Raw genomic sequence first — 15,093 nt, 5'->3', positions numbered from 1 at the left:
GCCATTACCGTCACAACCCCGCTCCGACTACCGTCGAAGCGGCACTACCGAGCCTCTACTGAACCCGGGGCGGAACAGTCGTCTACGTCGTTGATGTTCGCCTGCTCACCGAGAACGGTGACGCGTTGCAGCAACGCGGCGCGCACCGATTCCGGGGCGGCTGTCCACGCATCCCGGCCCGCCTTCGTCGTCTTCGCATCCGAGTTGGCAGCGTTGTTCAACTGCGCGAGCGCAATGTCGACGTCGCGGGTGGCCTGGTCGGCTGTGAGGAGCGCGGCGGCAGTGCCGGCGGCGATTGCGGAGGTGGTGGCGAGGGTGAGCATCGGACCGTCCGCTGCACGCAGTGCCGGCGTTTCCAACCACACCCGGATCGTCTTCCACAGGTCGGCGCTAGTGTCGGTGAGCGCGCCGTGCCCGGCATGCTGTTTCAGCTGCACCGCATGCAACGGTGTTCCGGCCTCGTCTGTGAGCGCGATGTCGTCGTACGCTTCCACAGTCATGCGTACACTCTCGTCGCGGGAGCGTCGCGCGGCGCGGAGCAGTTCGATCATCGCCCACTGGATCTGATGCAGGTACCCGAGAACGGACGGGGAAGCATCGAAGTTCGCCATCGATTCCCCCGCCCCAGCACCTCGTGACAACTGCTCAGCCATTGTGTTCGGTCTACGCGGCCGATACCAAACCGGATCGGCATGTCGCCCCCGAATTGGAGGCACTTGTGAGCTTCCCGGAGCGCCAGGACCGCCGCCCCCAGTGACGCGGGCAACTGCGTCGCGTTCAGAGCGGCACGGTCAGCTCGGTTTCAGCCCAACCACCGAACCCGTCGCTGACACGTGCGGCGGTACGCCGGCCCGGATTGTCGTCCCGATCGACCTTGGCTGGAACCAATCCTCGCACTGAGACATTCCGATGCAACGCGAGCGACTCCGGGAGCGAAGATGGAATCCGTCATGCCTGCTTGAGTCCTAGTACCCGCAGCCGTCGCAGTTCGATTGCGTCGTAGCCGGTGACAAGCAGCCATCGTCGACGGCGATCGCGGCGGAGCTCCGCAGTCACAAGCGCGGTTCGCAACGTTCGTGTGAACGGAGCCCGTGCGAGAACGTGGAGGAACGGCAACACAGTCGCGACGTGCACCACGACTTTCAGCGGTGTGACGGCGAAGACGGTCGGGGCGACGGCTGCCCCGGTTGCGGGAGAGGCGGCGACGGTCAGCGTGGCGTTCCAGGCAAACTACGCTGCCGCCTCCGCTTGCCGGATGCCGGTCGTCATGTTTGCGAGAAACACCGCCAAGAAACGTCGGCGCGACTTTCGTCTCGGACTAACCACCGGGCCACCCGATATGCAACGAAGGCGGTTGGGTCCGGCGGCTGCGAGGTCGGATGAGTTGCCGGAGAGTCCTGGAATCACGCGGTGTCGGGTCGAGCGAAGGCGAGAGCGACCCCGTCGCCGTGTTCGGCGAGTTTGCGGAGCCAGTGCTGCCTCTCTCCTCCGTATGGCGGGTTGTACCAAACGGTCCCGGACCACGGCGCGGTCAGCCCATCGTCGGAGACGGTGTAGCCGCTCGCTCGCGTCGAGCTCGCATCATCCGCGCGATGGCGGCCATGTCTCCGTCGTCGTTCATCCAGTGGGAGTAGCGGTTGACGGTCTGCTGTGTCGTGCTGTGACCAAGCCACACCGAGATGGTCTTGACGTTGACTCCGTCGCTCATCCACGCCGTTGCCGCGGTGTGACGAAGGTCGTGGACGCGATGTTCTCCTGCCGTCGTCTTCCAGCGAAGGTCGCGGGTGAAGTTCGGTCCGCTCAGCTCGGAGCCGCCTGTCGACCGGAACAGGAACGCGTCGGGCGACTTGCCATCAGCATGGCGCATCGCGATTTTCCCTGCGTTACCCATGAGGGGGACCTTGCGGCTGCGGCGTCCCTTCGTCTGCTTCTCGGGGTATCCGTCGCTCTTCGAACGCTCGACCATGATGGCGAGGAAGGGGTTCGTGACGAGGTTGCGGACACGGAGCGCCTTCATCTCTCCCCAGCGCAAGCCGGTCTCTCGGAGAAACTCGACGATGTCTGCGTAGTTCGGGTTCAGGGCTCGTTGAGCCACGAGCATCGCCTTGAACTCCGACTCGGTGAAGGGCCGTACCGTGTTTGCTTCCGTTCCGTCCCCACGACCGAGCGGTGCATCGAGAACTGGGTTGTGCGAGATGTACGCCTCCCTCACGGCGTATGCGAATACCCCACCGAGCGACTCCCGAATCCGCTTCGCGGTGCTGTGTCGCTTGGTGCGCACGAGATTGGCGACGTACCTTCGCAGCTGGCGGCCATCAATGGAGCCGATGGGAAGTCGCTTCATCTGGTCTGCAACATGGAGGCGGAGGTTGCTCTCGTCGGTGTCGTAGGTCTGCTGCGACACAAGTCCGCGCCGCTCGACCAGGAATTCCTTGATGAGCTCGGCGAGCGTCATCTCGGCGTTCCGAGGGTCGGACCACGTTCCGGACGCGAGACTCGTCTTCTGTCCGAGCTCCCAGGCGTCGGCGTCCTTCTTCCGGTCGAACGTCGCCATAGAGACCTGCTTGCCACGGTGATAAATACGGGCCCGCCAACGTCCGTTATCCGCTTTTTTGACGCTCATCAGGCTGCCTGCGACTCGTCGCTCAGCATGTGGAGCCATGCGTCGACGTCGGGCTTCCGGAATCGGAGCGCCCGACCGATGCGAACTCCCTTGGGTCCGCGTCCCTGGCTCCGCAGCGAGTAGAGCGTGCTCTTCGAGATCTGCGTGTAGCGGCTGAGCTCGTCCATCGTGAGCATGGGCTCGAGGTGGTGGTTCACACCGGCAACGGTCATGGATTCGGTATGCGCGGACACAATCGGAACGCCGCACGTCATGCAGCGGGTCTGGGTTTCGGTCATGTGACGCCTATGCGTTGCTCGCGCGAACGGCACTCGGAACGCGGGTTTTGCCTGGTCAGGCCGGAAGCCGGGATGGTCCTCGCCATCCCGGTCGGTCACGATCGCACGCGAGACCGGGGGATGGAACGCCCCTCCCTTGAACATCTGGCACCCTTTCAGCGTGGCAACGATCATGACGAAGACGAAGGCAGCCGCGACCATTCGGGACCATCTCGCCCACAGCGGCGTTGATGTGAGGAAGCTCAAGACGGTCACGAACACCGCTCAGCTCGTCATCCTCGAAGACGACCTCCTTGTTTCTGCAGCGTTGCTTCGGCCGCGCGGCGCCACCGCCGACCAGGTCCTGCCGGTCATCGAGCGAGCTGAGATGCGAGCGGTTCGGGTATACGTGGTGAATGGCTGGAACGAGGATGCAACTGCGGCCCTCGACGCCGTGGGCATCGAGCGATTCAGCATCGGGCCGACCGGTGGTGTCACAGCCGACAATGTGGTGGCGGAGATCTCGGCTGCCTCGGGAACGCGGCTGGACGAGGCTAGAGCGCTCAGCGTTGTCAACGACATCGCGGCCACCGCGCACCAGCTCCAGGCTACGGCGGAGCAGCTTCTCGACCTGGCGATGCGAGTTCGCGTCGCCCAACAGTACGGAGCTCTCACGTCAACAGAATGGTTGGACGTCATGGACCTTCGAGGACGGGTAGAGGACGCGAGGAGATTGCTTGCTGCTGCTCTCGATCGTGTGAAGGTCGCGGTGCCCTTCGGCCGTGTTCCGGCGAGTCGGATTGCCCAATGGCTTCCGGTCAGATCTGCGAACGAAAAGCTGGCGGAAGTGGTGAACGCTGGTCGCCGAGAGGTCGACATGTCGCTGAGGACCCTCGGGCAGGCGTAATGTCGCCACCCCGGCGTCAGGGCTCGTCGGGTAGCTCCATCAGGGTGCGTCGAATGAGCTCGTGGGCGAGCACACCGACGTCCGAATGAGCGCCGTACCCGAGCCCGAGGAGCGCGTCGTGAAGTGCGTTGCTACTGGCAAGTTCGACGGGGATGCCTGCGTCGACGTCGCCGGTGCGTCGTGGGGTGAGCCTGGGCGTGGGGAACGCTGTGGTGGTGAGGGAGACCATGTGCCCGCCGATGATGCGCGCTTCGGAGTGACCGGCGAGGACGGTGCTGAGGTCCTCGAGGGCGATGTAAGCGGCGTCGCCGGTCTTCATCTTTGCGACGAGGTGCACTGTTTGCCGCTGCTGGAGGGGCGCACCGCCATATGAGTGGCGTGGGTCTCGAGCGCACCTGCCGTCGTCGTTCCGGAGGCGGCCCTTGTCGTCTCGCATGCTCATGCTGTTGGTGCGCGCGGCCGGATGACCGCCGCGCGGATCCGTTCGGCGGCTTCGTGCTGGTCGCCGGTGGTGCCGGAGTGGAGAACGTCCCGCGCCGTCATGACGGGATCGGCAGTGCCGGGGCGGCCGGCGTGCGTGGCGGTGGCCCAAATGGTCTTGTCGGCGGGAACGGTGACGGAGAGCGTGTAGTCGCCACTGGTCCGAGCGCGAAGCCGCGGCTACTGAGGTCGACACCCGACCGCACGTAGGCATTGGCATGCTCGGGCATCTGCCACGCGGCGATGCGGTCGGCCGCGAGGTCGCCGCTGACCAGCGCTCCGTCGGGCAGCGCCGCGGCTTGCTCAGTGAGGGGTCGGTCGGACCACCAGTACGTAGTGACCCCGTTCACTGGCACGGCGATCGCTCGCTCCCACGCAGCGTCTGCATCTGCGGCAAACCAGCCTTTGACATCGCGCTGGGCGAGCGGAGTAAGCGCTCGAAGCGCGTTCGATACCGCCGGCTGCGTCAGTCCGGTTGCCGCTGCGAGCTGCTGCTGCGTCATCGGTTCGGGGGCGACCAGGAGGGCGCGGAGCACCGCGTACTGCCCGTACGGCGCGGGGCCCCTGGTCGGGGCTGGGGCAGATGCTGGCGCATCCTCGAGCCCGTGCCGGGCCTGGTCTGCGACAACGGTGCCGTCGGATACGACGATGAGCCGGCCGTCTGCAAGCGCCGCGGCAGCGAGCGTCGGCGTGACGCGATCAACTGCGTACAGCAGCCGCTCTCGCGGCCCGAGTCGGCGCAGTTCACGTTGCACGTCGGATGGGGCGGGCAGCTGTCGTGTGCGCCCCCAACGGATGACTGCGCCGTCGGAAGTGGTGGGTGAGGTGGCGTCCGCGGGCGTGGCGCGGATGCCAATGGCGAGCAGTGCGCGGAGAGCTTCGTGCTGTTCCATCGCCCTAACTACCCCGGGGGTATAAGAGTGCGCGTCTACCGCGCGCGCTCTCATACTATGTGCGGTGCCGTACGCCCATCACGGTTCGAACGTGTCGTGGATGAAGATGCGGATCAGTTCGACGGTGCCGTCGGGCAGCTTCCAGTAGTGGAGACGGCGGGCGGAGGCGGCGTCTGAATCAATGCTGGCGCGGAAGCAGACGGCGCCGTCGTCGCGGACCCACGCGGGTGCTCCGCCGGTGTCGCTGGTGCGCAGCGGGTGGACGCGGCGTGCAGCGAGGTCGTCACGGCCGGCGAGGATGTTGAGGACGCAGCCGAGCGCTTTCGTCGCCTGCGTGTCGCGAGGGTTTCGAACGAGTCGGTGAGGCCGTCACCGAGCCAGAAGTCAGGGAGCGGATGGTCCGTCTTCCCCGCGGCGGGGATGCGGTCTGCGGTCCGGTCAATCTTCCCACCCGGGGGACGCGCGGGACGCTCTCGCGACGGCGAGCTAGCTCACCGACCGGTGCCCGTTTCGCGTCGCCTGGTACAGGGCGACGATCACGAGAACGGCCGCGCCGAGGAAGCACAAGCCCGCCAGCACGAGACAGACGATGTCACCTGCATCGGGCTGCCAAGCCATCACGTGCCTGTGGCACCGGAATCCCAGAGAAGTGCTCGTGCAGTCCCCTTCGTAGACCAAGTCCTCTCGAAGCCCTTGCTGGAGCGCGCTGTAGCCCAGACTGAGGAGCACGACGAGCGAAGACATCCAGAAGAACAAGACGCCGAGCGCCGAGGTCAGAGGCATCGTAGTAAGTGTCTCGCGCGTCGACAGGATTGAGACGGAACCGTCAACGGAACTGAGGGGTGACGATCGTCCGATGCGGCGTGCATCGAACTCCTGACGGAGGGCTCGCTCGTCAGCAAGCAGAGCCTCGGCGCGTTCAGCCGAGATCGGTGGATTGAGGCGCCGCCGCACCACGCTGTTGCGGACCTGCTCCACGAAACGACGAAACTCCTCGTCCTCGGCGGCCGACGTCGCCTGAGCGTCACTCACCCCAGCACCATAGCGTCGCGCCGGCGGAGCGTTCGCCGTACCACGGCACCAGAACGTGTCACCGTCCGCCCATAGGATCGGCGAGCCGACCAACACCACCACGGGGAAACTGATGACGCTGGCCGATGACCCGATGACCCGATGACCCGATGACCCGATGACCCGATGACCCGATGACCCGATGACCCGAAGACGCTCGACGAGTTGGTGCGACGCATCACCGAACTCGAGCGCGACATCTCCGTGATGCGTCGAGCTAATACGACCGCGGCCGCACGCGCCGCTCATCCGGGGGGCCGAGGCGTCGTGCTCACCCCACCGGAGGGCGTCGAGGCCGAGTTCATCGGGACCCCAATCGACGACTCGGCATGGCTACACGCCCGAGCGGAGAAGCTGCGGCGTCAGTCGGCACCCCGACGAGTCGGCTCCTGCTCCACGATGGCACAGTCACCGACGACCCGGACAAGGCGTCCGCCATCGACGCCATGTACACCGACGGCTACTTCACCGACGAACTTCCCGTCACGGTGGCGGGCGGACTCACGGGCGGCGGAAGCAGTGCGGCTGACTGTCATGCCCACCATGTGGGCGGCGACGGCACCGCTTGAGCCCGCACGAGGTGGCGATCACGCGCGAGCGCTGAAGGGACGGCTACCAGCCGAGGTCTGCCGTGCCCTGCTGGGCTATCTCGGGCAGCAGGTGTAACCCGTCGAACTCGTACTCGTCCCGCCATGGCCCATCGAGGTCGGCGGGGTTCTCAGTGGTGGGGCTAATGCTGCGAGAGCGGCCGCGGACGGCTTTTGCTGCTTCAGCGCGGAGCCACGCCTCGTGGTCGACGAGGCTGTCGGCGTAGAGAACCCCGGCGCGCTGCGCATAGGAGAACGCTTCAGCGCCGTCGTAGGTGCGGCGGAGCCGAACATCGAGGCCGAGGTCGAGGTCACCGAGGCGGTCCTTCTCCCGATTGAGGTAGCTGCCGAAGACGCGGATCCGGGCGATGATGGTGGCGCGAGTGTCGTCAGCGTTGAACGCCTTCGCGCGCGTGACTGCTTCGTCAAGGAGCCGGTCCGCGGTCTTTCGCGTGATTGGCTTCGTCCACCGGTGGTTCGCGACTGCGTTCCCGGAGGTGGTTGTCCGGTACGACGGTCCCCACTGGTGGTCGGCTATGTGCTCGACGTAGCCGTCGGCTTCGAGTCGCACGAGCGCGTCTCGGTCGGTGCCGTGCTCAGGGTCCAGGAGCGGCGTCCCCAACGGGGCCATCGCGCCTGGCCCCCTGAAGTACCGGAGGAACTTCACCGCGACAGGTGCGGGAAGGCCGGAGATGACGTCGGTCTGCTGCAGGTCCACGTCGTCATCGTGGCAGACGCCACCGTCGACGCAGGTCCTGTCAGACGGTGGACCGGAGCCGCTTCGGTGGCTTGGTGGCTCCGGACACTCCGTGTCCCTGCCCGAGGGGCTTGGCCTTGTACGTCTCGGCGGGACGCGGTGGGGACGGGGATGCCGGGGTAGCCGAGTTCGGACACCTTCTGCGGCCACAGTGGGGGAGTGTCCTTCCGGCGGAGCCAGTGCGGGACACCGCGAAGCATGGACGCGTTGCGGAGGATGGCGGTTGCGGTGTCCGGGCTGGTCGGGGCGAACGGGACAACCCGTGGCTCGAGCAGCAGCGCCGGCTTTCACAGCTGGTCCGCGGGCCCGGACGGCTTGTACGCCGCGAGGGCGAGGAATGACCGGTCAACGTGGCGGGGCTCCGGGAACCAGGACGTCCGCTCGGCGACGAACATCCGGTCCGCGGTCCGGTCGAAGTTCACACCCGGGTAGGCGCGGGTCGCCTTTGCGACGGCCTTGCGGACGGCGACGGCGACTTCCTTCACCTGGACGTGCTTGTCCGGTCGTGGGGCGACGACGAACACGACGACGATGCCGGAGTCGGCGAGGCGATGCTTCGCGAGAAGCTTCGCCCACCGTTCCACCTTCGCTTCGAACGACGCACCGGTGGCTGCGGTGACCTCCACGGCGATGCGGAGCCCGTCCTCCCGGACGACGGTGACGTCCGCTGCTGCCTGTGTCCCACCCGACGGAGTGGTCCGCCGCTCCGGTGTGGGACAGCAGGTCGAAGCCTGAGAGCTTCTCCCCGAGGACCGTCCCGACACCGGGGCACCATTCGGCGGTGCGGAGGCCGAGCTCGACGGCGAGGAGGTTGTGCCGGTCGAACTGGGAACCGGACTCCCACGGGTACCCGCCGGTGACGGACACCATCTCCGGGAACGTCAGATGCGGGCGGACCTTCTGCTGGAACACAGTCGTCCGGCTCGGGCGGTACAAGGTGCCGCGGGCGGTGCCCTGGGTGTTGAACAGGCCGTTGGAGAAGATGCCGGTGTCTGCGACTCCGGCTGCGAACAGGTCCGTCCAGGTGCGGGCCTTCCCCGCGAGTTCGACGTCACCGGTGAGAGCAGCAGCCTGCTCGCCCGTGAGGATGCGCCACATGTTGAGGGCGCCCATCGCGTTCAGACGCTTCGGCAGCGCCGGTCCGGTGAGACGTTCGAGCGCGGTCTTCCGGTCCACGTCGAGGTGTGCAGGAAGCCGGCCGAGGCCTTCACGCTGCTGCGCGTGTGCCTGTTCGACGGACAGCCATGAGGCTTGCGAGCCGGTGGCCCAGAGGCCTGCGTAGAACGGGTCCACTCGGTTCGCGGTCGCGACGTCCGGAGTTGGGCACGCGGAGGGCACCTGGTTGAACGGGACGACGCGAGCCGCGGTCGGGGCGGTTGCGGTGATGGCTACTGGAAGAGCTCTCCGCGCGGCCACCCTAAATGGCGTGCTCCCGTTCATGCGTTCGAGCACCACAGATGCGGCGAAAAGGCGACAGCTGATACCCCTCCACAGAATCTCTGACATACCAATAACGCCCAAGCCGCGGCGGGAAAATCGCCCGCCGCCTCACCCGTCTCCCGCATCCCTTTCGTTCCTCAGGGTGGTCGTCTGGGTTCGCACCGTGCGGTGGGCGCCCCTTGTCTCGTTCCTCGTCTCGGGGGCTCACGTCCTCGTTCCTCGTCGTTCGCGCATCGCGTCGCTTCGCTCCAAGCGATGCCCTCGTCCACTCGTTCCTCGCGTCCGAGGCGGGTCCCTCCTTGAGCGCTGTCGCCCTCACCCAGGAGTGTCCCCGTCGGCTTCGTCCCGCGGGCGGTCCGCATCCGAGTCGCTCCCTCGGGGTCGCTCCGTCGTCGTCCCGCAGCCGTCCCGTCTGCGTTCCGTCTCCACGGTCCGCGATGCGTCCCGCCTCCGTCACGCCCCGTGGCTGGTTCCGCCCCGTCACGCACGCCCCATGGGTCTTCGTTACGGAGTCGTCCCGCCACCGTCCCGACGTCGTCCCGCCCCCTGCGTGTGGTCAGCGCTCCGCGCGGACACCGGTCACGTCAACGACGCACCGCCACCACTCCGACACCGTCACGCCCTCCGCCCACGCAACGACACCGCACCGCCACCACACCGTGAACGTCACGACGACGCGCGCGCAGCGCTGCGAGGGAGGAACGACCGAGCACCGGGGTACGAGGAACGAGAGCCCCGGTCAGGGACCGGCAGCCCCACGTCCACCCGCACCCCACCGACCCTGCTCCTCGTTACGGCCACGCACCGCCACCGTCCCGACGACGTGACGCCGCCCTGACGCTCCGACCACACGCCGCCGTCCCCGACCGCCCGTCGGACGAGGCCCTCGCCGCACTCCCCCTGGCGTTCCACGACGCCGTGATCGGTCAGCTCCTCGACGGCTCGCAGGTCGACGCCCGGAACCAGTGGACCACCGCGACCCCGAAGGCACCGCTGGTCCCGCTCTACGCCGCGCCCGACGCGGACGCCGCTCCGGTCGCGACGCTGTCCTCGTCGGTGTCGACGATCAACACACCGACCGCGACCGCTGTCTGGGGTCGATCGGCCGGCGAGGACGGCGGCATGGTCCTCGTCTCGACGCCGTCCCGGAACCGGACGCCGGGCGACGGCGGGGTCGCCGAGGCGCCGAGTTCGACGTTCGCCTGGGCCCGCGCTGCCGACTTCACGCTCGCGGGCACCGACCGGGAGGTCCGGGTCGACAACGCGACCGGCACGATCGCGATCGTGCACCGCGACGGCACGGTCGAGACGAGCGAGACCGCACGCCTCGGCACCCCGGACGATCCGACGCCGGCGGCCACGAAGACCTACATGGAGGCGAACTACGTCGACCCGCAGGTCCCGTACACGCAGGGGCACCCGATCGCGCTGACCGGGGCGCACTCGTCGAAGCTCGCCGGGTACGGCGGCAACGCGGCCCTCACCGCGCTGCACTTCTACCCGGACCCGACCGGGTCGTCGCACGGCTGCGTCCGCATCACCGCCGCGATGACGGACGCACTCGCGGAGCTGCCGATCGGGACGCCGATCGAGTTCAGCTGAGCAGTTCGCGGACCACCGCGTCGGGACGTTCGACGTGCGCGAAATGCCCGCAGTCCTCCAGGAGGACCGTGCGGACGTCCGGCAGGACACGACGGAGACGCGCGAGGTCGTCCACCCGCGCGAACACGTCCTGCCGTCCCGCGAGCGCGACGACGGGGCACCGGACCTCCGACCACCGTCGGGTGTCGTAGCGGGCGGCCGCGCGGGCCGCGCCGAGGAACCCGGCCGGCCGGAACTCCTCGACGAACGCCTGCAGCACGCTCGGGTCCAGCCGACGGACGGCGGCGAACACCGGCCCCGCGAGCAGCGGGAGCAGTCCGATCCGGGCGAGTCCGCGCAGGAGGCCGTGCGCGCCTCCCCGGGTCACCGCCAGCCCGGCACGCAGCAGCGTGAAGGCCGGCAGGGTCCGCAGTGCCCGGACCGGACGGCGCGCCGCGGCCGCGGTGGCGAAGGTCGTGCCGGAGACGAGGCCGAGAGAGCGCACCCGTTCCGGCCCGGTCACCGCGAGGTGGAGGCCCACGAAAGCCCCCATGGAGTGGCCGACGACGTCGACCTGGTCGAGGCCGAGGGCGTCGAGCACGTCGACGAGCACCTGCGACGATTCGTCGACGTCGAGCGCCACGGCCGGAGCGGGTGAGGATCCCCAGCCGGGCAGGTCGACGAGGACGAGTCCGCGGCCGGCAATGCCCGCCGCGGCCGTGAGGAGCGGGGTCCACGTGGTCCACGAGCCGGCGACGCCGTGCAGGAACAGCAGCGGGCGGGGTCCGGGGCGGTGGTGGACCACCGTCGGGCTGGCGATCGTCGACACGGTCGTCGTGATGAGGCCCCATCGTGCGGGGTCGTCGACGACGGGGTACGGCGCGTAGACGTCCGCGTGCCCGGTCCCCGCCTGTGGGACCGCGCCGGTGTCGATGACGGGCACCGTGCCTCCAGTCCGACGTCTGGTGACGTCACCCGGAGTTCGGAACCGACGCCGTCGAGGAGGGGTCGAGGCTCAGCCGACGGCGACCGGCGCGGCGCAGGCGGCCAGTCGATCGAGCGCTGCCCGGTACTCGGTCACGTCGCGAGCGACGCCGGGCTCGGTGATGATCGATGCCTTGATGCGACCGTTCACGTCGATGACGAAGGTCGCGCGGGTCGCGAAGCCCTTCTTCTCGAGGAACACGCCGTACTCCTTCGAGACAGCACCGTGCGGCCAGAAGTCCGCGAGCAGCTCGAAGTCGTAGCCGTTGACCTGCGCGAACGACCGCAGCGTCGCCTTGGAGTCGACCGAGATGCCGATCAGCTCGATGCGCTGGTCCTGGAACATCGCGATGTTGTCCTGCAGGGTGCAGAGCTCGTCCGTGCAGGTGGACGAGAACGCCAGAGGGAAGAAGACGAGTGCGACCGGGCGGTGGCCACGGTGGTCGCTGAGTCGGACGTGCTCACCGAACTGGTTCGGGAGCTCGAAGTCCGGCGCGAGTGAGCCGATCTCCAGAGCCATCGTTGAGGTGCTTCTCTCCCAGGGCGTTGGGTGTGCCCTACGGTTCCACACGTCCACCGGTCGCGGACGCACGGTCGGCCATGCTACGCCGACGCCCTCCGAACGCAAGTGCCGTCCGCCCTGCGTCGCGGTCAGCGGGACCGTCGGTGCGGGGGCCTAGAGTGGATGCGGCCCGTCCCCGGTCGTGACCCGACCACCGACGGCTCGACATTCCACCACCACGAGAACGAACGAGGTCAACGGTGACGGTGAACGACCAGGACCCGCGCAGCACCGCAGGAACGGACCAGGACCCGGAGGAGACCGCCGAATGGCGTGAGTCCCTCGACGGCCTCGTCCAGGCCCACGGACATCAGCGGGCTCGCGAGATCATGCAGAGCCTGTTGAAGCGCTCGAACGAGCTGCACCTCGGTGTGCCCATGGTCCCGACGACCGACTACGTCAACACGATCGCGCCGGAGGACGAGCCCGAGTTCCCCGGCGACGAAGAGCTCGAGCGTCGCTACCGCCGCTGGATCCGCTGGAACGCGGCCATCACGGTGCACCGTGCGCAGCGCCCCGGCATCTCGGTCGGTGGCCACATCTCGACGTACGCGTCGAGCGCCGCCATGTACGAGGTCGGCTACAACCACTTCTTCCGTGCGCAGGACCACCCGTCCGGCGGCGACCAGGTCTTCTTCCAGGGCCACGCCTCCCCCGGCATGTACGCCCGTGCCTACATGGAAGGGCGCCTCAGCGAGGACCAGCTCGACGGTTTCCGTCAGGAGAAGTCCCACGCCGGCGGCGGGCTGTCGTCCTACCCGCACCCTCGCCTCATGCCGCACTTCTGGCAGTTCCCGACCGTGTCGATGGGCATCGGCCCGATCAACGCGATCTACCAGGCACAGCAGGCCAAGTACCTGTCGAACCGCGGCATCAAGGACGCCATGGACCAGCAGGTCTGGGCGTTCCTCGGCGACGGCGAGATGGACGAGGTCGAGTCCCGCGGCCAGCTCCAGGTCGCGGCCAACGACGGTCTCGACAACCTGAACTTCGTCATCAACTGCAACCTCCAGCGCCTCGACGGCCCGGTGCGCGGCAACGGCAAGATCATCCAGGAACTCGAGGCGTTCTTCCGCGGTGCGGGCTGGAACGTCATCAAGGTCGTCTGGGGCCGCGAGTGGGACGACCTGCTCGCCCGTGACACCGACGGTGCACTGCTCAACCTCATGAACGCGACGCCGGACGGCGACTACCAGACGTACAAGGCCGAGAACGGTGCCTACGTCCGCGAGAACTTCTTCGGGCGCGACCCGAAGGCGCTCGAGCTGGTCAAGGACTACTCGGACGACCAGATCTGGAACCTCAAGCGCGGTGGCCACGACTACCGCAAGGTCTACGCGGCGTTCAAGGCCGCCAGTGAGCACAAGGGCCAGCCGACCGTCATCCTGGCGAAGACGGTCAAGGGCTACGGCCTCGGCCCGAGCTTCGAGGGCCGCAACGCGACCCACCAGATGAAGAAGCTCACGCTCGACAACCTCAAGCAGTTCCGCGACGAGATGCGCATCCCGATCACGGACGCGCAGCTCGAGGAGAACCCGTACACGCCGCCGTACTACCACCCGGGCAACGACGACGAGGCGATCCAGTACATGCACGAGCGTCGCCGTGAACTCGGTGGCTACGTGCCGGAACGTCGCACGAAGTACACGCAGGTCAACCTGCCCGACGAGTCGAAGTACCAGGTCGTGAAGAAGGGCTCCGGCAAGCAGGAGGTCGCCACGACGATGGCGTTCGCCCGTCTGCTGAAGGACCTGCTCCGCTCGCCCGACTTCGGCAACCGGGTCGTCCCGATCATCCCGGACGAAGCGCGCACGTTCGGCATGGACGCGTACTTCCCGACCGCGAAGATCTACAACCCGAACGGCCAGCACTACACGTCGGTCGACCGAGAGCTCCTCCTGGCGTACAAGGAGAGCCCGCAGGGACAGATCATCCACGTCGGCATCAACGAGGCCGGTGCCCTCGCAGCCTTCACCGCCGTCGGCACGTCGTACTCGACGCAGGGCGAGCCGCTCATCCCGGTCTACGTCTTCTACTCGATGTTCGGCTTCCAGCGCACCGGCGACGCCATCTGGGCCGCCGGCGACCAGATGACCCGTGGGTTCATGATCGGCGCCACCGCCGGTCGCACCACCCTGACGGGAGAGGGCCTGCAGCACGCGGACGGCCACTCGCCGCTCCTCGCCGCGTCGAACCCGGCGGTCGTGTCGTACGACCCCGCGTACGGGTACGAGATCGGGCACATCGTCCGGACCGGCCTCGAGCGCATGTACGGCACGAACGAGGACGGGACCCCCTCGCACGACGACCCCAACGTCATGTACTACCTGACGGTCTACAACGAGCCGCTCGTGCAGCCCGCCGAGCCGGAGGGCGTCGACGTCGACGGCATCGTCAAGGGCATGTACCTGCTCAAGTCGAGCGAGCACGACGGCCCGAAGGCGCAGCTGCTCGCGTCCGGCGTCGCGGTGCCGTGGATCCTCGAGGCGCAGCAGCTCCTCGCCGAGGACTGGGGCGTGTCGGCCGACGTGTGGAGCGTCACCAGCTGGGGCGAGCTCTACCGCGACGGTGTGGCCGCCGAGCAGCACGCGTTCCTCAACCCGAACGAGCAGGCGCGCACCCCGTACGTGACCGAGCGTCTGCTCGGCACCGAGGGCCCGGTCGTCGCGGTCAGCGACTTCATGCACGCCGTGCAGGAGCAGATCCGTCCGTTCGTCCCGACCGACTACGCCACGCTCGGCGCCGACGGCTTCGGCTTCTCGGACACCCGTGCGGCAGCCCGCCGCTTCTTCCACATCGACGGCCCGTCGGTCGTCGTTCGGACGCTGCAGCAGCTGGTCCGTCAGGGCAAGCTCGACGCCTCGGTCGTGCAGCAGGCGATCGACAAGTACCGTCTGCACGACGTGACCGCCGGGACGACGGGCAACGCGGGCGGCGAGAGCTGACCCGCT

At 67.9% G+C, this 15,093-nt stretch carries 14 protein-coding genes; 4 read left to right on the top strand and 10 right to left on the bottom strand.

Going from position 1 to position 15,093, the window contains the following annotated elements; translation table 11 throughout:
- Positions 1-44 precede the first annotated feature (44 nt).
- The 3 genes from DEI89_RS06365 to DEI89_RS06355 form a co-directional block, all read right to left on the bottom strand.
- Positions 45-611 (bottom strand): hypothetical protein, encoded by a 567-nt coding sequence (locus DEI89_RS06365; protein ID WP_110903186.1) that lies wholly within the window; start codon positions 609-611, stop codon positions 45-47.
- A gap of 920 nt (positions 612-1,531) precedes the next feature.
- Entirely contained in the window at positions 1,532-2,554 is a 1,023-nt protein-coding gene (locus DEI89_RS06360) for a tyrosine-type recombinase/integrase (protein ID WP_181421526.1), read from the bottom strand.
- 68 nt (positions 2,555-2,622) lie between these two features.
- The gene (locus DEI89_RS06355) at positions 2,623-2,835 is read right to left on the bottom strand and encodes an AlpA family transcriptional regulator (protein ID WP_110903217.1); all 213 of its coding nucleotides are present in this window, start codon (positions 2,833-2,835) and stop codon (positions 2,623-2,625) included.
- Between the two features lie 226 nt (positions 2,836-3,061).
- Between DEI89_RS06355 and DEI89_RS06350 the strand changes: the two genes are divergently transcribed.
- Positions 3,062-3,787 carry a hypothetical protein gene (locus tag DEI89_RS06350; protein WP_146236693.1) on the top strand — a complete coding sequence of 242 codons (726 nt, stop codon included), beginning with the start codon at positions 3,062-3,064 and terminating at the stop codon, positions 3,785-3,787.
- A 16-nt stretch (positions 3,788-3,803) separates the two neighbouring features.
- Here DEI89_RS06350 and DEI89_RS06345 read toward each other — a convergent pair whose 3' ends face one another.
- The 5 genes from DEI89_RS06345 to DEI89_RS06325 form a co-directional block, all read right to left on the bottom strand.
- Positions 3,804-4,124, bottom strand: a complete 321-nt coding sequence (locus tag DEI89_RS06345) for a hypothetical protein (protein ID WP_146236692.1) — start codon at positions 4,122-4,124, stop codon at positions 3,804-3,806.
- A gap of 202 nt (positions 4,125-4,326) precedes the next feature.
- Entirely contained in the window at positions 4,327-5,160 is an 834-nt protein-coding gene (locus DEI89_RS17315; protein ID WP_146236691.1) for a helix-turn-helix domain-containing protein, read from the bottom strand.
- Positions 5,161-5,646: 486 nt separating this feature from the next.
- A complete protein-coding gene (locus DEI89_RS06340; RefSeq protein ID WP_110903182.1) occupies positions 5,647-6,192 on the bottom strand; it encodes a hypothetical protein in 546 nt (181 codons plus the stop codon).
- A gap of 651 nt (positions 6,193-6,843) precedes the next feature.
- A complete protein-coding gene (locus DEI89_RS06330; protein ID WP_110903180.1) occupies positions 6,844-7,536 on the bottom strand; it encodes a hypothetical protein in 693 nt (230 codons plus the stop codon).
- A 326-nt stretch (positions 7,537-7,862) separates the two neighbouring features.
- Entirely contained in the window at positions 7,863-8,201 is a 339-nt protein-coding gene (locus DEI89_RS06325; protein ID WP_110903179.1) for a hypothetical protein, read from the bottom strand.
- A gap of 187 nt (positions 8,202-8,388) precedes the next feature.
- Here DEI89_RS06325 and DEI89_RS17310 point away from each other — a divergent pair, with 187 nt between their 5' ends.
- Complete coding sequence (locus DEI89_RS17310; RefSeq protein WP_146236690.1) at positions 8,389-8,823, top strand: hypothetical protein; 435 nt, start codon at positions 8,389-8,391, stop codon at positions 8,821-8,823.
- Between the two features lie 1,110 nt (positions 8,824-9,933).
- Positions 9,934-10,617 (top strand): L,D-transpeptidase, encoded by a 684-nt coding sequence (locus tag DEI89_RS06320; protein ID WP_110903178.1) that lies wholly within the window; start codon positions 9,934-9,936, stop codon positions 10,615-10,617.
- Here DEI89_RS06320 and DEI89_RS06315 read toward each other — a convergent pair.
- Positions 10,610-11,539, bottom strand: coding sequence for an alpha/beta fold hydrolase (locus DEI89_RS06315; protein WP_110903177.1), 930 nt, complete (start codon positions 11,537-11,539; stop codon positions 10,610-10,612). The genes DEI89_RS06320 and DEI89_RS06315 overlap by 8 nt on opposite strands.
- 72 nt (positions 11,540-11,611) lie before the next feature.
- On the bottom strand, positions 11,612-12,100 hold the full coding sequence (locus tag DEI89_RS06310; protein WP_110903176.1) for a peroxiredoxin: 489 nt from the start codon (positions 12,098-12,100) through the stop codon (positions 11,612-11,614).
- A 242-nt stretch (positions 12,101-12,342) separates the two neighbouring features.
- Between DEI89_RS06310 and aceE the strand changes: the two genes are divergently transcribed.
- Positions 12,343-15,087 carry a pyruvate dehydrogenase (acetyl-transferring), homodimeric type gene (gene aceE / locus DEI89_RS06305; RefSeq protein ID WP_110903175.1) on the top strand — a complete coding sequence of 915 codons (2,745 nt, stop codon included), beginning with the start codon at positions 12,343-12,345 and terminating at the stop codon, positions 15,085-15,087.
- Positions 15,088-15,093 lie beyond the last annotated feature (6 nt).

This window comes from Curtobacterium sp. MCBD17_030 (assembly GCF_003224255.1).
Taxonomy (GTDB): domain Bacteria; phylum Actinomycetota; class Actinomycetes; order Actinomycetales; family Microbacteriaceae; genus Curtobacterium.
Note: the sequence above shows the minus strand (reverse complement) of the source record. Positions and strands in the feature narration are given on the sequence as shown.

What these genes read in the sequence shown, in the direction of transcription:
- DEI89_RS06355 (WP_110903217.1), bottom strand. Translation starts at nt 2,835, where the DNA reads ATGACCGTTGCCGGTGTGAACCACCACCTCGAGCCCATGCTCACGATG.
- DEI89_RS17315 (WP_146236691.1), bottom strand. Translation starts at nt 5,160, where the DNA reads ATGGAACAGCACGAAGCTCTCCGCGCACTGCTCGCCATTGGCATCCGC.
- DEI89_RS06365 (WP_110903186.1), bottom strand. Translation starts at nt 611, where the DNA reads ATGGCGAACTTCGATGCTTCCCCGTCCGTTCTCGGGTACCTGCATCAG.
- DEI89_RS06310 (WP_110903176.1), bottom strand. Translation starts at nt 12,100, where the DNA reads ATGGCTCTGGAGATCGGCTCACTCGCGCCGGACTTCGAGCTCCCGAAC.
- DEI89_RS06360 (WP_181421526.1), bottom strand. Translation starts at nt 2,554, where the DNA reads ATGGCGACGTTCGACCGGAAGAAGGACGCCGACGCCTGGGAGCTCGGA.